Here is an 18350-nt window from a genome sequence, read left to right on the forward strand (position 1 = left end):
TGATGTAATGTCGTGGATTTTTCCTTTTTAATTCATTAGTTTTGTTTTAATGAAGAAAATTTTACTCCTTTCCGATACACATAGTTTTATTGATAATCAAATTTTAAAGTTTGTAAAGCAAGCTGATGAGGTTTGGCATGCAGGTGATATTGGAGATTTACAGGTTACTGATAGAATAAAAAGCCTAAAGCCACTTAGAGCGGTGTATGGAAATATTGACGATAAAAACGCTAGGGCAGAATTTCCGTTAGACAATAAGTTTATAGTTGATGGTATTTCGGTTTGGATAACTCATATTGGAGGCTATCCGAATAAATACAATCAACGGGTTAGAGAAGAGTTAAAAAGTAAAACACCTCAATTGTTTATTTGTGGACATTCACATATATTAAAGGTTCAGTACGATAAAAAACTAAATTTACTTCATTTAAATCCAGGAGCTGCAGGAAACCATGGGTTCCATAAGGTTAGAACGATGTTACGTTTTGAAATAGATAATGGTAGTGTGAAAAATATGGAAATTATTGAGCTAGCTAACAGAGGTTAATTTATTGAGTTTTTTTTCTTTACTAAGTATAGGAACAGCAATATGTATAGAAGTACCTACATTTATTTCAGACTTAATGGTTAGTTTACCATCCATCATATGAATTCTAGCTTCAACTTGATTAAGACCAATACCATCAGAAAAAGAGGAAGACGAGGTAGAAAATCCTACCCCATCATCCTTAACGAGAACGGTTAGTTGATTCTTCTCTTCCTTTAAATCTATTTGCGCATGTTTAGCTTTACTGTGCTTCAAAATATTATTGATTAATTCTTGAATCACATTAAATATTTTTATTTCAAATTCCTGATTATATCTGTTGATGTTTTTTGCAGAAACTTCAAGTTTTAACTGGCTGTTAGAATATTTTTTAACAACGTCTTTAATTGCATATTCTAACCCAAATTTTAGTAAAATAGAAGAAACTAAATTGTGAGACAAGTCTCTTACTTTTTGCGACGCTTCAGAAATTATAGCTTGTGTTTTTTCTATTTCTTGAGGGGTGTCTCCATTAAATTGTTTTTTTGTAGCAGTTAAATGCATGTTTGCCGATGAAAGTAGCGCGCTAACATTATCATGCAGTATTTCTGCAATAAGTTTTCGTTCGGTTTCTTTTCCGTCTATGGTAGCGTTAAGAATTTTAACCTGTGCTTCAGACCTTACCTTCTCAAGGTTTTGTTGTTGTATAAGTTTACTTTCAGAAAGTTTAAGACGTAGGTTTTTTTGACGAAGCTTGTAGTTGTAAATGATTACTCCAGAAACTATTAAAACTAAAAAACTCAAAGCTCCAAATAGCATAGATGTTTTAGCTTCTTGAGCTTCTTCTAGTTTTCGTTGTTCTTCTACTAAAGCTGTTTTTTCTTTTTCTAAGTTAAGTTCGTGTTTTGTGTAAATTTCATCAACAATTCTTCTTATTTCAATATCTCTTAAATCATCCTTAATGTTGTAAGATTTTTCTTGATAATCATAGGCTCTGTAGTCTTTTTGTAAATATAAAGTATATGCTAAGTTAAAATATAGAAATTCTTTGTATTTGGTAGCCCTATCACTTGAGTCAAGTTTTATTAAATCTAAACCATCTAAGTAAATCTTTTTTGCCTTTTCGTAATTTTTTTGTTCTAAATAAATGCTGGCTAAATTACCAAGTGCAGCAGACTCTAAAACTTTTTTATTTGCTTTCTTGTATATTTTTATTGCTTCTAAAGAGTATTCTCTAGCTAAATCGTAAATAGAGTCTTCTCTATATATGTTAGATAAGTTGGTGTATGAGCTTGCTTTGGTAGTGAGATTTTGCTGATTAAAAGAGTTGCTAGCTAGTATTTCTTTATAGTACTTAATGGCGCTATCTTTCTCTTTGGAAATATGAAACTGCCCACCAATACGTAAAAGTATCTTGTTTATGTTAAAACTGTTTTCGGCTGTACTTAAGTGCTCACTTTTAAATGAAGAATCAGACTTAAAATTTGTTAAAGCTTTTTTATAATATATTATAGCTTTTTTATGGTCATTTATTTGTCTGAAAATATTTCCGATTAGAAATGAAGTTTTATATTTCAATTCAAAATGACCTAATGAATCTGTTTCAGAGAGTATTTTTAGGCTTTTTTCTAATGAAATACTATATTTTTCGTTTTTAAAAAGTTCTTTTGCTTTTTTATATTCATCATACAAGTGTTCTTCTTTTTCCTGACTGTAAGAAAAAGAAGTAAAAGCTATCGTGATTATTATAAAAAAGAGCAAAGATCTTTTGTGCATTTTCTTTATAAAATATATTAAAGTATATCTACAATAATGGACTTTGGTTTTCTGTCAATAGCTAATTCATCTTCTGTTCTACTAGCATATTTATGATTTACAAAATCTAATTTTAACATTTTAGACTCAGAGTTCATTTCTAATTCTCTTGAAAATGTTTTTTGATCTGAGGTACCATTTGATAAATGAACTTCATAAGTTTCAATATCTTCATTATAAACGAAATCTGTTGTTACATTATCATTGATAGTAAAATCTAATTGATATGTTCCGTCACCATTTGCTGTAATACTATATGAGTTTAAAAACTCAGTAATTCCCTTAGCAAATGTAATGTTTTCGTCTTCAATGTATATGTTAGTTCTTTTTCCTTTATTAGCTTCAAAAAAACCAATTTTTAAATGATCGTTTTCAATAGAAAAATCATTAGAGTGCTTTGTGGCTGTTTTTTGTGCAGTTTCAGCTAAAACAATTTCTTTAGAGTTGTCTACATTAGTCAATGTAGTTACATCGGTATTATTAGTTGTATTGAAATCGATAGAGTAGGCCCCAGTTGCATCTCTTTTAAGAGTGTATGATTGTAATAAGTTTTCAGGACTATTCTCTATAACTTCCGTTTCGTTAGAAGAACAAGAAGCAAAAATAACACTAAGGCTCAAAGCAAGGAAATAAGGAGTAAATTTTTTCATGACTTATGGTGTTTATTATTGAGATTTAGATTTTTAAAAAAAAATAGCGATGTACTTAGGATAGATGTTAAGAGACGGGGGACGATATCTCTTAGGGATAAAAGAAAACAAAATGAAGGGGTTTTCTATACTATGTTAAATAACGCGTACATCGCTATTGGGTTTATTGTTAGTAGCAGTTGATTAGCGATGCATGAAGTGTATAGACTCGGGGGGCTTCTTAATCTGGGGGACTAAAGAAAATTTGAAGGGTTGATTATGTCTTTACACTATTTTGTTTCTCACGGCATACATCGCTAAACCTACTACATTTTTTACTTTTAATTTTTTATATAAATTACTTCTATATGTTTCTACTGTTTTAATACTGACATTTAGTTTTTGTGCAATTTCACTGGAGCTTTTCTCTTTAGCAATTAATCTTAATACAGCAACTTCCCTCTCAGTTAAGTCTCCATGCAAAAACTCAGGTTCATCTTCATCTTTTACATCTGAAGCATATAAATCTAATAATTTTACTTTAATATCTTCACTAATATATTGTATGCCGTTGTGAACAACTTTTATGGCATCAATTATTTGCTCATTAGCTCGACTTTTATCTACAAAACCATTAGCTCCTAGTGCTATCATTTCTTGAACAAGTTTTGGGTCGCTTAAACCAGAAAGTATAATTGTTTTAATTTTTGTGTTACGTTTTTTAAACGTTTTTAAAACTTCAATACCATCCATTTCAGGCATGTTAATATCTAAAACTAATACATCTGCTGTATTTTTAGAAGACCAGTTTACCACTTGCCTACCAGTTAAAGAATATCCCTCTACTTCAATGTCGTCTTCAGTATTTAATAAAGCAATGACCCCGTCTATTAAAATCTTATGGTCATCTGCTATGTGAACTTTTATCTTGTTGTAATTCATGGTTGTTATTACAGTTACAAATTTATGAGGTTAAAAGAGTGTGTGCAATACACAATATCCCTAATCGTTTCGTTAATGACTCAGGGTTAACCCTGAGTTTTTTTTAACATTTATTTAACATTTAAGGCTGTAAGCCTTGAATATACTAGGAAACAAAAATAAAAAACCGAGATTTAAATCCCGGTTTTTTTCGCACTAAATATACTAAGATGTTAGGTTTATCGTAATCTATCTACAGATTTTACAAGATCTTCATCCTTCTTAATGGCTCTATTTGCTAAAACTAACAGCAAAATAACAACGATAGGAAAGAACATCCCAATACCTTTCTCAGAAACCGAAGCTTCTCCAGATAATGTTTGTGATAAATATATCAATAGTCCTAATAAAAAAAGGTTTATCAAAATGTTTAAACGGTTTAGTACAAATTGTAACTGACGATTTTTAAATAAAAATATTGTTACAATAGCTACTAAAGCTGAGATAAAAAATAAAACAGGAATACTATTTTCTATGGTTGAGTTCCCAGAAAATAAATCTAAAACATATACCGTATTAGTTTGAGAGTTACTCCAAAGACTAAATAAAAAAGGCAATCCTCCAGAAATAATTCCTGCTACTAATAAGTATATAGATTGTATTCTTTGTATCATAATTTTTTATCGGGTAGCAAATGTAATACTTCTTTTTTTAAAAAGAAATATTAGAAGTTAAAATATTTGTATATATTTGCCTTGTATGTAACCGCACAAAATTATTATATAGCCCCTATATAATTAGCACTCAAAACAAAACTTAATACAATATAATTCTTTACACATAAAGAATTTTAGTAACTTAATTATTTAACGAATGTTCGATATTTCGGAATTAAAAACTAAAAAATTAGCTGATTTACAAGTTATTGCTAAATCAATAGGATTAACAAAGATTAGTCAACTAAAAAAACTAGACTTAGTATACAAAATTTTAGATGCGCAAGCTGAAGCAAGTGCTAATGAGGCTAAACCTGAACCTAAGGCAGAAAAACCAAAAAGGAAAAGAATTACTAAGACAGAAGCTAAAGATACTACTACAACTGTTGACGAAAAGCCAGAGAGTAAAGTTGTTAACGAGCCAGAAGTAAAAAAAACTCCAGAAAAAGTAGCTCCAGAAAAAAAGGAAGTTGTTAATAAACCAAAAAAGAGACCAGAAGAGAAGAAGCAAGTTCAAGCTTCATCAGATGATAAAAAACAGCAACAGCCTCAACAACAAAAGCAACAGCATAATAAAAACCATAACAGAGGTAATAAGCACAATAAAAATCAGAATACGAATAAACAACACCACAAGAGTGGTAACAAGTATCGCGATCCAGATTTTGAATTTGATGGAATCATTGAAAGTGAAGGTGTATTAGAAATGATGCCTGACGGGTACGGATTTTTACGTTCTTCTGATTATAACTATCTATCATCACCTGACGATATTTATGTATCACAATCTCAAATAAAATTATTTGGATTAAAAACAGGAGACACTGTTCGTGGTAATGTACGTCCTCCAAAAGAAGGAGAAAAGTACTTCCCGTTAATTAGAGTTTCAAAAATTAATGGATTAAACCCAAATATTGTTCGCGATCGCGTTTCTTTTGAACACTTAACTCCATTATTTGCTGAAGAAAAATTTAATTTAGCAGAAAAAGGAAGTTCATTATCAACTAGAATTATCGATTTGTTTTCTCCAATAGGAAAAGGACAACGTGGTATGATTGTAGCACAACCTAAAACGGGTAAAACTGTGCTATTGAAAGATGTGGCAAAAGCTATTGCAGCAAATCACCCTGAAGTATATCAAATAGTTTTATTAATTGATGAGCGCCCTGAAGAAGTTACTGATATGCAACGTAGTGTACGTGGTGAAGTAGTTGCTTCTACTTTTGATGAGCCAGCAGATAAACATGTTCGTGTTGCTAACATTGTGTTAGAAAAAGCAAAGCGTTTAGTAGAGTGTGGTCATGATGTAGTGATTTTGTTAGACTCTATTACACGTTTAGCAAGAGCTTACAATACAGTAGCACCAGCATCAGGTAAGATTTTATCAGGAGGTATTGATGCGAACGCATTACACAAACCAAAACGTTTCTTTGGAGCGGCTCGTAACATTGAAAATGGTGGTTCATTAACTATTATTGCTACTGCACTTACCGAAACTGGTTCTAAAATGGATGAGGTTATCTTTGAAGAATTCAAAGGAACAGGTAACATGGAGTTACAATTAGAACGTAACATAGCAAACCGTAGAATTTACCCTGCAATTGACTTAATTAAGTCAAGTACACGTCGTGATGATTTATTATTAGACGAAAAAACAGTACAACGTATGTGGGTATTACGTAAGTATTTAGCAGATATGAACCCTATTGAAGCAATGGAGTTTATACAGGATAGAATTAAAAGATCATTGAATAACGATGAGTTCTTGATTTCAATGAACGGATAATCGTTAGTATATAAAATAAAAAATCCCGCTTTTTGCGGGATTTTTTATTTTGGGTATATCATAAAATCCAATGGAACGTCAAACTCATGAGTATCTTCTATTTTTTTGATAGGAGGAAAGAAATTAAGTCCAACAGTTCGAGTATCTTCTCTACACTCTGATAAAAATCGATCATAAAACCCTTTTCCGTAACCAACTCGGTATTTTTGTTCGTCAGAAATTAACATGGGAACAAAAACTAAATCGATATCTTTTACATTAGCTTCTTCCGCATTTACAGGTTCTGGAACTCCAAATTTATTGAGTTCAAGTTTAGTGTCTTTTTCAAAATAGAAATGAGAAAGAGTATCATCTTCAAAATTACAACGACTAACAATAATTTTTTTTCCTTTTTCTCTAAAAAAATCGATGATAGGTTTTGTGTCCACTTCATTAAACTTTCGCATGGACAAAAACAAATGTACAGTACGAACATCACTAGTTTGTAACTTGAATATTTGTTGATAAATACTTTTCTGTAGTTTTTCTTTTTCTACTTCAGTAAGTATGTTTCTCTTTTGTTTGTATAGTTTTCTAAGGTCAGGTTTAAGCATTGGGTTACAACGATTTTAATTCTTCTTTAAGTTTTTTAGTTAATCCTTTAACTATAAGTTCGTATGAGTAATCAATCAATTCAAAAACAAAAGTATCAGAAACATCATTGTTTAAAGTAACTGTATTCCAATGTTTCTTACTCATATGAAATCCTGGGTTAATACTTTCGTACTCGGTTCTTAATTCTAGGGCACGTTCAGGGTCACATTTTAAATTAACCTTAGGTTTATGTTGCTCCCAACTATCTAACCCCGATAAAGCAAACATTTTATTCATTACTTTAAACACTAAAACATTATCATCAAAAGGAAAATGTTCAGTAACTCCTTTTTTGGTAATGCAATAGTTGCGAAATTCTTCAATATTCATTCTTTTTATTTTTATAGGATGTAAAAGCTAAGAAAATAATAGACATAAAGCTAAGTAATAAGAAAAAGTATTTAAAAATATTTACGAATATGAAAAATTCAAAGCCTCTACGCATGGAGTATTTGTCAGCTTTTTCTTGAAGTAATATTAAAGCATCATGGTTATCTATGTAATAATATAAAGAGAAAGAAAAAGTAGAAATGAATAATAATTTAAATGTTTTATAATATTTCTTCATTACAGCTAGTTATTCAATTAAATTTTGAGTTGATTCAGGAATTTTTAATGCAGAATAGTCTAGTTTCCATCCAATAGTTTCTACTAAGTTTTGCATTAGAGTAACAGCTTCCAAAGCTTCCTTGTTTGCTGTTTGCATTAGGTTGCTTTCAGGTATTTTTTGAAGAATATGCTCTTTGGCCTCTTTGTTTACTTCGGTTAAATCTTCTGAGCTAAACTTGTTAAGTAATCCGTTTTGAATATCATAGAAACGTAAATTAGGTTCTATTGAAAATACTTCGGGTTGTGGAAATTGAGATAAAATCAATACCTTTTTCTTCGTGTCGGTATGCATTTTTATTTTTCTAAAATCAAAACCAATATGCACTTTGGCATTAATTAGAATAATGGCTTTTTTCTTACTGGTAACAAGTCCTAAAAATTTTTCTCTAGTATTTTCATGATGGTATATCTCGGCAAACTCTCCTTCAACAGTAATCAGTTTAGATACTTTTTTAATTTTATCTAACAAAACTACCGATTGTTTTTCGGTTAAATTTTTTCTTCTTACTGAGGTAAATTTTTTAAAAATGTAATAGGATATGATAGCACCTCCAGCTAAACCTAAAAAAAGTAATTCCATAACAACGAATTTACATAAAATAGGTAAAGCATAAAAAAGAGAATAAATAATAAGATAGTTTTTATCATAAAAGCAAGCTAAGGATAGTTATTTTGTATTTTTATTCCCCGAAAACATAAGTGTTTATCTGAGTTTAATAAAAAAAGCTACTAATGAAGTCAGGAAGTACAACAGAAAAAGAACTAAAAGAACGTATAAAAGAGTTAACCTGTCTTTATGAGGTAACGTCTTTAATAATAAATGCCAACCTTGATCAAGTAGCTATTACTTTAAAAGCAATTGCAAAAAGTTTAAAAAGAGCATTACAGTTTCCCAAAAACACTCGAGTTTTTATTGATATAGAGGAATATTCTGAAGAAAAAAGTAAAACAGAGGAAGAACTTTGTATAATTTCAAGTACTATTCCGGTATTTAATATACCTAAAGGAAAAATATCAGCATTTATAAAAGGTAAAAAACTTAAAGATAACTTATATCTAAAAGAAGAAAAGGAACTGTTTGATACCGTAGCTAAAAAAATAGGAGGACTTTTAGAACGTATTGAAATAAAGAATAACGAATTATCAATGAGGCGTAAAATGGAACACGCCGATCGTTTATCAATTTTAGGAGAACTAACAGCAGGAATTGCCCATGAGTTAAATACCCCGCTAGCTAATATTTTAGGTTACTCAGAGTTATTAAAAGCTGATATGCATAATAATGAAAAGGCCTTAGCGGATGTAGAAAAAATTATTCAAAGCGCAATTTTTTCAAGAGAAGTAGTGAAGAAGCTAATGTATTTTGCTTGTGAGATGCCACAAGAAATGAAGGAAGTAAATATTATTCCAAGCATAAAAGATGCTATAAATTTACTGGACGCTACTTTTAGAAGACAATCTGTAAAGTATTTAGTAAAAGTAGAAGAGTCTGAATTATGGTTGCGAGCAGATACGGTTCAGCTTACTCAGATTATTTTTAACTTAATTATAAATGCTATTTACTTTTCACCAAAAGAAGGGCTAGTTACCATTGAAACATTTCAAACAGGTAAAGAAGTAGTTTTAAGAATTTCAGATGAAGGCATAGGGTTAAGTGATGAAGCTCTTGAAAAAGTGTTCCAACCTTTTTTTACCACGAAACCAACAGGAGAAGGAACAGGTTTAGGATTGAGTGTAGTGCATGGTATTGTATCAAGTCATAAAGGAACAATAACAGCTAAAAATGGCATTGAAAAAGGTGCTATCTTTGAGGTTAGGTTACCAAAATAAAAGAAATGCCGTTAAAAAAGGAAAATATATTAATAGTAGATGATGATGTTCATATCTTAGAATTGTTGCATAGACACTTACAATCTTGGAATTATCACACCTACAAAGCAGTATCGGTTAAAGAAGCAGTCACAATTTTAAGAGATACTGCAATAGACTTGTTAATTACAGATTTAAAAATGCCTGAAGTAGACGGGTTTGAACTTGTTAAGTTTGTTTCAGAGCATTATCCAAAGTTACCTAAACTTATAGTAACAGGATATCCATCAGTACAAGACTCACTTGAAGCTATTAAATCTGGTGTAGTAGCATATCTAACAAAGCCGTTTACTAAAGAAGAGTTGAAAACAGCAATGGATGATGCTTTGACAAAATCAGAAATAAGCCAAAGAAAGGTTCCTCAAGAGAAAGAAAAAAAGAACTTTTATGGAGACATGATAGGAGCTTCAGAAAAGATTAATGAAATTTTTCAAATAATAGATCGTGTAAAAAATAATAAGGTAACGGTTTCTGTTAAAGGGGAGAGTGGAACGGGAAAAGAATTGGTAGCGCGCGCAATACATTATGAAGGGAAGTTTGCTAAAGAACCATATATAGCTGTGAACTGTGGCGCAATACCAGAGAATTTATTAGAATCTGAGTTGTTTGGTTATGTTAAAGGAGCTTTTACTGGGGCAGAAAGTAACAGAAATGGTTTTTTTCAAGCAGCAAATGGAGGGACTATATTTTTAGATGAAATAGGTAACGCTTCTTTAAATGTGCAGTCAAAACTGTTAAGAGCTTTACAAGAAAAAGAAGTGGTAAAAGTTGGAGCTCAAAAAGCGGAGAAAGTAGATGTTAGAATTATTGCAGCAACTAACAACAACTTAAAAGAAATGATTCAAAAAGGAACATTTCGAGAAGATTTGTTTTATAGGTTAACGGTAGTAGAAATAGAGGTACCATCTTTACGAGAAAGAAAGGATGATATTTCTATGCTAGTAGAAAAATTTCTTTTTAAGTATGGTGTTGAGTATAAAGATAAGTTCATAAAAATAAGCCCTAAAGCTTTAGATGTGTTAAAACGATATAATTGGCCTGGGAATATTAGAGAGTTAGAAAACATAATACAGCGTGCAGTAATTATGTGTGATCGTATAGTTGAGGTAGAGCATTTACCGGATTCGCTAAAATATAATGTCGATTTTTCAGAAGAAGGATTAATATCTTTAAAAGAAATGGAAAAACGTCACATACAACATGTATTAAATGCTACTAATAACAATAAAACAAAAGCAGCAAAAATCCTTCAAATAGATCGTAAGACTTTACGAGAAAAGTTAAAAGAATAAAATGTTTTTTTGGGTGTTTTTTCTCCGCCTGAGGAAAAATTCCCCACTTTAATTTTGAAGTAAATTTTACAGAAACTTCTGTATCCTTTATAAACAAAGGGTGCAGAAGTTTTTTTGTTTTTTGGCATATTTATCGGCATACCATTTGCCTTTAGAAAGAAAGAACAAAATAAATGTAATTTATGAATACTAATCCTTTTAATATTTGCCCTTCATGTACAGAAATAAATACATGCGTGTTAACCAAATCTAAAGAAAAGGTGTGGTCATGTAGTGAGTATAATGAGGTGAGTGCCGAAGAAGTAAAGAAAAAAGAGGTAGTTGCAGAACAAGAAATGCAAGCTGTTTAAGGGAGTCAGGTATGAATAATACAAAAAGTAAAATTTTAGGTAGTAAAATAAATTCAAACATAAGTGAGATGACATTAACCAAAGAATTAAAAAAACCAACGAAGCGAAAGAATGCTAGAGGAATGGTTGATAATGTACTAGAACAGTTTAATAGTGCATCTGATCAAATTGGTTTACACCCTAATATTCGTAAAATATTAAGTATTACGAATAACGAAATCATTGTTAATTTTCCTGTGAAAATGGATAATGGAGGTGTTGAAATTTTTCAAGGATATCGTGTACAACACAATAATGCATTAGGTCCGTATAAAGGAGGTTTACGTTACCACCCAACGGTAGATATTGATGCAGCAAGAGCTTTGGCAATGTGGATGACATGGAAAACATCTTTAGCAGGTTTACCATACGGTGGAGGTAAAGGAGGTATTCAAATTGACCCTACCAAATATTCAAAAGATGAATTAGAACGTATTACTAGACGTTTTACGTTTGCTTTAGGAGATAATATTGGGCCAGAGCATGATATCCCTGCTCCAGATGTAAATACAAGTGCCCAAACTATGGCGTGGATGGCAGATACGTATATGAGTACTAAAGCACCTGCGGAACGTTCAATGAATCAACATGTAGTAACAGGAAAACCAATAGGAAGTGGTGGACTTGAAGGGCGTGATAGAGCAACAGGTTATGGAGTTTTCTTAACTATTAAGTTTTGGGTAGAACAAAATAATGAGAGTTTAGAAGGTAAAACTTTTATTGTGCAAGGTTTTGGTAATGTTGGTTATTGGGCATCATACTTTTTAGAAAGAGAAGGAGCCAAAATGGTAGGAGTTCAAGATGCCTACGGAAGTATTCAAAACATAAATGGAATCAAGGTAGAAGATCTTTTTAACTATACAAAAGCTAATAACGGAAGTTTAGTAGGGTATCCAGAATCAATAGGAATAGAAAAAGAAGATTTTTTTGCTACCGATTGTGATATTTGTATTCCTGCCGCTTTAGGAAATCAAATCACAGAAGATAATGCGCATGTAATCAAAGCTAATTTAATAGCTGAAGGAGCAAACGGACCTATAAATGTTGAAGGAGAAAAAATTCTTTTAGAAAAAGGAGTAACAATTATCCCTGATATATTATGTAATTCAGGAGGAGTAATCACTAGTTATTTTGAATGGCTTCAAAACCGTAATGGTGAGTTATGGAATATGGAAGAAGTAATTACACGATTAGACAAGAAGCTAAAAGACTCATATACTAGAGTTTCAGATTATGCAAAGTTAGAAGGTGTAGATATGCGAAAAGCAGCATACTGTATAGCTATACAACGTATAGAAAAGGCATATGTTCAACGAGGTATTTTTCCATAAAAAACAGTAAAATGAAGTACGGAAGTTTAGTTTTAGAAAAAAAGGAGTATGTGTACATTAAGAGTTTACTAAATGTTTCAGAACATACTGAAGAAGGTAAAGTACAAACATCATTAGATAAGTTTGCTGAGGAATTAAAGTCAGCTAAGATTTTAGATGAAGAAGAAATGCTAGATGATGTAGTACGTTTAAATACTGTTATAACTATAGCTTCTGGTGATGTTTGGAAAAAAACTATTCAGATTGTAAAACCAATTGAAAAAGATTTGAAAAACAATAAAGTCTCTATTTTAACACCAATAGGTATAGCTTTGTTTGGTTATGCTTTGAATGATGTAGTTCATTGGAATTTACCAGGAGGGAAGAAAGAAGTTAAAATTTTAAAAGTAATTCAAGATAAAGGGAAAGAGAGTTTAAGTACCCTAATTTAAAGATAAAAAAATGACACTTAATAATCACGGTAGCGATATAGATGTTGTACATAAGTATAATTATGCAGAACTAAAAGGATGGGTAGATCAGTTGCAGTATATCAATAGAGAAATTGAGAACCTTTTAAGTTTACATGAGTATTCTTTAATTAATAAAGCTATTTCTAAAGAAACATTGGAACTCTTTTCCGAGAGGAAAAAAGTAAATAATGAGCTTTATAAAACTGTTTTGTCGTATTCAAATACATATGTTAATGTAGCAGAATGTGATAATATACAGTGCGATATGGCTTATTTAGGAGAGTACGATAGGTTACGTGAGAATTATCAAAATAATTTGGAAGCTTATCAAAAACTTAAAGACAAGTTTTTTGATGAAGTCTTATTAAGAGAATAGCATTCTTGTTAAGCAAGTATGTTAGATTTGTAGAGTTAGTTGTAAAACCTTGGAATCATGTAGTTCCAAGGTTTTTTTGTTTTAAAAAATATTAAAGCTCTTAATATTTTAATAACTACACTTTAGTGTAAGATTTGATTAGGTATGTTTAGTTATTTTTGCTTTAATAAACCTTATAAAAAATCAATGTATAGTAGAAATAGAATATATATTAAACCAGAAGAGCAAGAATTGATAAAGAATTATCCAATATTATTAGGCGGTAGTGGTATAGGTAGTAATATTGCTGAATGTGCTTTAAGGTTAGGTTTTGAAAAAATTACTATAGTTGATGGTGATGAGGTTGAGGTGTCAAACTTGAATAGGCAAAACTATACTGAAGATGATATCAAAACAGATAAAGTTGAAGCGCTTTCTAAAAGATTGTTATCAATTAATCCGAAAGCAGATATTACGGTTCATAATTGTTTTATTACAAAAGAAAATATACATTCAATAATTGAAGGACATAAAGTAGCGGTAAATGCTTTAGATTTTACGTCTGAAATACCATTAAGATTTGATAAGATTTGTAGAGATAAAGGGGTGCCAATTATTCATCCATATAATTTAGGCTGGGGAGCTTTAGTTTCTGTAATCACACCAGATAGTTTGTCGTTAGAATCAATAGCTAAAGAAGAAGAGAAGTTTAACGAAGTAAATATGGTAGAATACGCAGTAAGTTATATGAAGTTTTGGGGAAAGCCTCAGAAATGGATAGAAGATGTTATAGAAGAATACAAAAAAGAGAAGGAAGTATTACCTCCTCCTCAATTATCTGTAGCTTCATGGTTGGTAGCGTCTATTTGTGCTCACTTGCTATTTAATATTTCTACAGGTAAACCTGTAAAAAAATTTCCTGAATTTTACTTGTCATCAATTAATAGTTAAATAAGTCTATTATTGGTAGCAAAAGAAATTGCCTCTGTTATGTTAGCAACTTCTAATTTATCAAATAATTTTTTTCTGTGAAATTTAACAGTATCAGGAGATACAAAAATAGATTCAGCTATTTCATTGATCTTAAAACCTCTTGCAGAATACTGTAATATTTCTTTTTCTCTATTTGTAAGTGTTATTTTTTCTTCTGTTTTCCAATATTTACCTTCTAGATTATAAGTAAACATTTTGTTGTCTCCTTGTTTGTATATTTTGATATTACCAGAGTGTTGTTCTGTAGATAAAGAGATAATACATATAGCTTTCCAAACTTTACCATCTTTATTCAAAAATAAAGGAGTTAATTTTTGGTTTATTAAAATAGTTTTTTTCTCTTGATTTTTAATATTAAAATCATAGGAAATTGTGTAGAGTAACCTTTCTTCAATGGGTAGTTTTTCAAAAAAATCAAAACCTACCGTATTTATTTTTAAAAGTAAATCTAAATCGGGGGGGGTAACGTACTTAAAATAAAAAGCATACCCCATCTCTTTTACTTCTTCAGCTGTATGACCACACAAGAATAAGGGGTTATCAGAAACATATTCAAATCCTTTCTTTTGATAGTCAATAATATAAATACTTTTATAAGTGGTTCTTGCAAAAGCTTTTATAGGAGCTAAATAATCAGATGTTTTAAGAAGTTCATTTTCAGAAATATTATCAACAGTGTTTTTCATTGAAAAAAAATCATTGATGTTGTTTTCCATAATTAAAAATATTGAAGAGTTCTAACAAATCTACTAAAAAGTATATTATTATGTCTAATAAAACTACACTTTAGTGTAGTTTGTTGGTCATCAATATCTTAACTACACTTTTGTGTAATTAAAAAGCAGGAATCTATAGATAGTTTTGAGAGTATAAAACACAATGTTATGACTTTTAAAAACAAATCCTTAGAAATATTATCATCAAGTGAAATGATAAATTTAGCTGAATTCATAGTTAAAGAGAATTTTAAACATCACACTAAAGGAAACTTACCAAGTAATTATTATTCAAGTGTTCAATCTATTTATAAAGAGGAGTTAGATTTTTCTAAGAGCTCAAAAGTATTTGTTTCAAAAAATGATAAAGGAGAAATTGAAGGTGCTATAAGAGTGCTAAGATGGGATTACTCAAGAAAGTTACCAATTCAAAAAATATTTGGAATAAACCCGATAGAGATTGCAGGTATGTCTCCTTTAAAAACAATTTGGCACATAGGTAGATTCGCAATAAAAAAAGAGGTTAGTGATATAAACCTTTTTAAAAAACTAATGATTTGTGCCATAAGCCCAATTTGTGAAAAAGAAAATTCTGTGGCTTTTGCAGAATGTGATAGTAAGTTGTTGAGAGTTTTAAGAATTTTAGGAATAGAAGCTACTGTGGTTGGTGAGGCAGTGAATTATTTAGGTTCAGAGACTATACCTGTGTGTATGACTTATTCAGGCTTAATAGGGTTTTATAGAAAAAATAAGCATTTGATATTTAAATCAATAGACAATAGTTCGGTAAAAAAATCAAAACTACCTGAAAGTGTAGTTGTTGATAATCAAATATCTAACTACACTTTAGTGTAATGAGATAGGTGTAGAGGTCATTTAAATTTGAAGTATAATAAAATAAATTAAAGAAATGAAGAAACAAGTTCTAAATATGATTCTGCTTTTAATGTGTACAAACATTTTCTCTCAAATAACATATAAAGGGGTGGTTGTTGATACAGAAAAGCAGCCAATTTCTCTAGCCAATGTAATTTTATATGATTCTATAAATGAGAAGCTGATAGATGGAGTAACTACAGATGATAGAGGGGAATTTAGGTTAAAAGTAAAAGAAAAAACTTCATTTTTTATTGAAATAAGCTTTTTAGGTTTTAAAACCAAGAAAATTAATGTAACAACTAATGATTTAGGAAATATTGTTTTAGAAGAGGATATAAGCCTACTCAAAGAAGTAATAATAACTAGTAAAAAACAAACATTAGTTAGGAAAAATGATCGTTTAGTTTTTAATATAGATAAAACAGTTGCTCAAGAGTTAGGTTCTGCTATAGAGGTATTAAGGGTAACACCTAATATAGTTATTAGAGATGACCAATTAACAATGCTTGGAAAAAGTTTTGTAAGAGTGATGGTTAACAGTAAAATGTTGCCGTTGACAGGAGACGATTTAAGAGGGTACTTAGCCAGTATTAATAGCTCCGATATTATTAGAGTTGAGGTAATAACAGTACCACCCTCTGAGTTTGAGGCTGAAGGAAATGGAGGAGTAATTAATATAGTCTTAAAAAAAGAAAAAAAAGACTTTTGGAGTGCCGTAGCCCGAGTATCAAGTACTCAGAGGACATTATTTTCCTACGGAAGAAGCCTAGCTCTGAATTATAAAAAGAAAAACACATATTTAACTGTAAATATTTCTAATGGACTTTATCTAAAAAGAAACATTTTTAGAAATAATAACTTTTTTACAAATGAAACATGGAGAGGTAATGGGCCTTCAGAATATGAGGATGAGTATTTAAATTATAGATTGTCATTTACTCAAACTTTAACTAACAAATGGGAATTAGGGTTAGGATACTCAGGAACAAACTCAGATATAATTTCTTCGACAGATAATAAAGATTTGATTTACGATTTAAAGGATGAATTAAAGTACTCCTTATTATCTGATGGAGTTTCTAACAAAGACGCCAAGAGCCATGCGTTAAATTTTTACAATACAATTAAACTAGATAGTTTAGGGAAAAAGATTTCGTTAGATGTAGATTATTATAAGTCTACTTCGTTTAAAGAAGGTGAAAATAAAGGAGAAAGGAGAGAACAAAATACGATAACTCCTACTTTTTCAAACAATACAAGTATAGATTATGATTTTGAAAATATTTCAGGAAAAGTAGATGTATCGTTACCCTATAACTCAATAGATATAAAGTTAGGAGGTAAGGTGTCTTTTTCTCAAACTAATAATGACTTTAAATTTTATGATAGTTTTAATGGAACCCCAGTTTTAGATGAGAATCAATCTAATGTATTTAATTATGACGAGCATATTTATGCAGCATATGTATCAGGAACTAAGAAAATTTCAGAAAAGTTTAGTGCAAAAGCAGGACTTAGAGTAGAGAGTACAGTAACTAAATCATACTCTAAATCGAATAACCAATCGAACGAAAATAAGTATACTAAGTTTTTTCCTACACTATACCTTACATACAAGTTAAAGGGAAATCAGTCTCTGTCGTTTAATGTAAGTAGGAGATTAAATAGACCTAGATTTGAAAGCTTGGATCCTTTTAAAATAGTTGTAAACCCATTTAAAACAATACAAGGTAATCCGTTTTTACAACCTTCATTTATTACTAACACAGAACTGATATTTAATTCTAAAAAGAACGAATTAAAGATTTATGGTCAAAAGATTACAGATAGGTATGAACAAATTTCAGAGTTAGACCCTGTAAGTAAAGTGGTAAACTATACGTATTATAACCATTTAAATATAGAAAATTACGGGATAACAGATACGTATATCTTTGATAAATTAAAATGGTTGACTTCATACAACACAATAGATATAGGATATTCTAAAATGTCTTCATCAATACCAGAAACTATTGGAGAGCAAGAAGGATTTAATGCCTTTGTACAGACTCAGAACTATATCAAATTAAATTCTAAAAAAACACTATCACTAGGGGTTAATTATTACCATGTTTTTGCAGCAAAACAAAATGTTTCAAGACATGGAGGTTACGGTCCTTTAGACTTATCTCTTAGATTAAAACTATTAAAAGGAGACTTAAACCTAGTGATATATGCTAATGATATTTTAAAAACAAGTGTAACCACTGTGACAGGTTATTATAACAATGTTAAAACAACCTATAATAACTATTACGATTCAAGATCATTAAGTTTTATAGTAAGATACACTTTTGGAAATAAAAATATTAGAACAAAAAGAGATAGATCAGGTAATAGAGATATACAAAATAGAGCTCAATAATAATTGAGTATATAAAATAACCAAGGCCAAGG

The 18350-nt window shown here is 30.3% G+C and carries 19 protein-coding genes; 11 read left to right on the forward strand and 8 right to left on the reverse strand.

Translation table 11 applies throughout. The features are described from left to right. The first annotated feature begins 49 nt into the window (after positions 1–49). Positions 50–547, forward strand: a complete 498-nt coding sequence (locus Q4517_RS10790) for a metallophosphoesterase (RefSeq protein WP_303509102.1) — start codon at positions 50–52, stop codon at positions 545–547. On the opposite strand, the gene Q4517_RS10795 is transcribed toward Q4517_RS10790, so the two are convergent. The 4 genes from Q4517_RS10795 to Q4517_RS10810 all read right to left on the reverse strand — a co-directional run bounded on the left by Q4517_RS10795 (position 530) and on the right by Q4517_RS10810 (position 4565). After that, positions 530–2302, reverse strand: coding sequence for a tetratricopeptide repeat-containing sensor histidine kinase (locus tag Q4517_RS10795; RefSeq protein WP_303509105.1), 1773 nt, complete (start codon positions 2300–2302; stop codon positions 530–532). The genes Q4517_RS10790 and Q4517_RS10795 overlap by 18 nt on opposite strands. A 17-nt stretch (positions 2303–2319) precedes the next feature. Further along, positions 2320–2991, reverse strand: coding sequence for a hypothetical protein (locus Q4517_RS10800; protein WP_303509106.1), 672 nt, complete (start codon positions 2989–2991; stop codon positions 2320–2322). A gap of 264 nt (positions 2992–3255) precedes the next feature. After that, the gene (locus Q4517_RS10805; protein WP_303509108.1) at positions 3256–3912 is read right to left on the reverse strand and encodes a response regulator transcription factor; all 657 of its coding nucleotides are present in this window, start codon (positions 3910–3912) and stop codon (positions 3256–3258) included. A 218-nt stretch (positions 3913–4130) separates the two neighbouring features. Then, entirely contained in the window at positions 4131–4565 is a 435-nt protein-coding gene (locus Q4517_RS10810; protein ID WP_303509110.1) for a DUF4293 domain-containing protein, read from the reverse strand. Positions 4566–4764: 199 nt separating this feature from the next. Between Q4517_RS10810 and rho the strand changes: the two genes are divergently transcribed. After that, complete coding sequence (gene rho / locus Q4517_RS10815) at positions 4765–6393, forward strand: transcription termination factor Rho (protein WP_303509112.1); 1629 nt, start codon at positions 4765–4767, stop codon at positions 6391–6393. Positions 6394–6437: 44 nt separating this feature from the next. On the opposite strand, the gene Q4517_RS10820 is transcribed toward rho, so the two are convergent. From Q4517_RS10820 to Q4517_RS10830, 3 genes are all read right to left on the reverse strand, one after another. Further along, positions 6438–6986 (reverse strand): 5-formyltetrahydrofolate cyclo-ligase, encoded by a 549-nt coding sequence (locus Q4517_RS10820; RefSeq protein WP_303509115.1) that lies wholly within the window; start codon positions 6984–6986, stop codon positions 6438–6440. Positions 6987–6990: 4 nt separating this feature from the next. Beyond that, entirely contained in the window at positions 6991–7356 is a 366-nt protein-coding gene (locus tag Q4517_RS10825) for an MmcQ/YjbR family DNA-binding protein (RefSeq protein WP_303509118.1), read from the reverse strand. A 247-nt stretch (positions 7357–7603) separates the two neighbouring features. After that, positions 7604–8215: a DUF4230 domain-containing protein gene (locus Q4517_RS10830; RefSeq protein ID WP_303509120.1), complete on the reverse strand. Its 612-nt coding sequence runs from the start codon at positions 8213–8215 to the stop codon at positions 7604–7606. A gap of 152 nt (positions 8216–8367) precedes the next feature. Here Q4517_RS10830 and Q4517_RS10835 point away from each other — a divergent pair, with 152 nt between their 5' ends. The 7 genes from Q4517_RS10835 to Q4517_RS10865 all read left to right on the forward strand — a co-directional run bounded on the left by Q4517_RS10835 (position 8368) and on the right by Q4517_RS10865 (position 14274). Beyond that, complete coding sequence (locus tag Q4517_RS10835) at positions 8368–9465, forward strand: sensor histidine kinase (protein WP_303509122.1); 1098 nt, start codon at positions 8368–8370, stop codon at positions 9463–9465. A gap of 5 nt (positions 9466–9470) precedes the next feature. Continuing rightward, a complete protein-coding gene (locus tag Q4517_RS10840) occupies positions 9471–10796 on the forward strand; it encodes a sigma-54 dependent transcriptional regulator (RefSeq protein WP_303509124.1) in 1326 nt (441 codons plus the stop codon). Positions 10797–10978: 182 nt separating this feature from the next. Then, on the forward strand, positions 10979–11146 hold the full coding sequence (locus Q4517_RS10845; RefSeq protein ID WP_170137046.1) for a hypothetical protein: 168 nt from the start codon (positions 10979–10981) through the stop codon (positions 11144–11146). Positions 11147–11214: 68 nt separating this feature from the next. Continuing rightward, positions 11215–12516, forward strand: coding sequence for a Glu/Leu/Phe/Val dehydrogenase (locus Q4517_RS10850; RefSeq protein ID WP_115902055.1), 1302 nt, complete (start codon positions 11215–11217; stop codon positions 12514–12516). 11 nt (positions 12517–12527) lie between these two features. Continuing rightward, positions 12528–12947 carry a GreA/GreB family elongation factor gene (locus Q4517_RS10855; protein ID WP_115902017.1) on the forward strand — a complete coding sequence of 140 codons (420 nt, stop codon included), beginning with the start codon at positions 12528–12530 and terminating at the stop codon, positions 12945–12947. A 10-nt stretch (positions 12948–12957) separates the two neighbouring features. Next, complete coding sequence (locus Q4517_RS10860; protein WP_303509130.1) at positions 12958–13344, forward strand: hypothetical protein; 387 nt, start codon at positions 12958–12960, stop codon at positions 13342–13344. A 186-nt stretch (positions 13345–13530) separates the two neighbouring features. Beyond that, positions 13531–14274 (forward strand): ThiF family adenylyltransferase, encoded by a 744-nt coding sequence (locus Q4517_RS10865; RefSeq protein WP_303509133.1) that lies wholly within the window; start codon positions 13531–13533, stop codon positions 14272–14274. Here Q4517_RS10865 and Q4517_RS10870 read toward each other — a convergent pair. Continuing rightward, complete coding sequence (locus tag Q4517_RS10870) at positions 14271–15032, reverse strand: response regulator transcription factor (protein ID WP_303509135.1); 762 nt, start codon at positions 15030–15032, stop codon at positions 14271–14273. The two genes, Q4517_RS10865 and Q4517_RS10870, sit on opposite strands and share 4 nt — an antisense overlap. Positions 15033–15200: 168 nt before the next feature. On the opposite strand from Q4517_RS10870, the gene Q4517_RS10875 reads away from it, so the two are divergent. After that, the gene (locus tag Q4517_RS10875; RefSeq protein ID WP_303509137.1) at positions 15201–15887 is read left to right on the forward strand and encodes a hypothetical protein; all 687 of its coding nucleotides are present in this window, start codon (positions 15201–15203) and stop codon (positions 15885–15887) included. 55 nt (positions 15888–15942) lie between these two features. Next, positions 15943–18318 carry an outer membrane beta-barrel family protein gene (locus Q4517_RS10880; RefSeq protein ID WP_303509139.1) on the forward strand — a complete coding sequence of 792 codons (2376 nt, stop codon included), beginning with the start codon at positions 15943–15945 and terminating at the stop codon, positions 18316–18318. Positions 18319–18350: the final 32 nt, after the last annotated feature.

The organism is Tenacibaculum sp. 1_MG-2023, assembly GCF_030547425.1.
Lineage (GTDB): Bacteria > Bacteroidota > Bacteroidia > Flavobacteriales > Flavobacteriaceae > Polaribacter.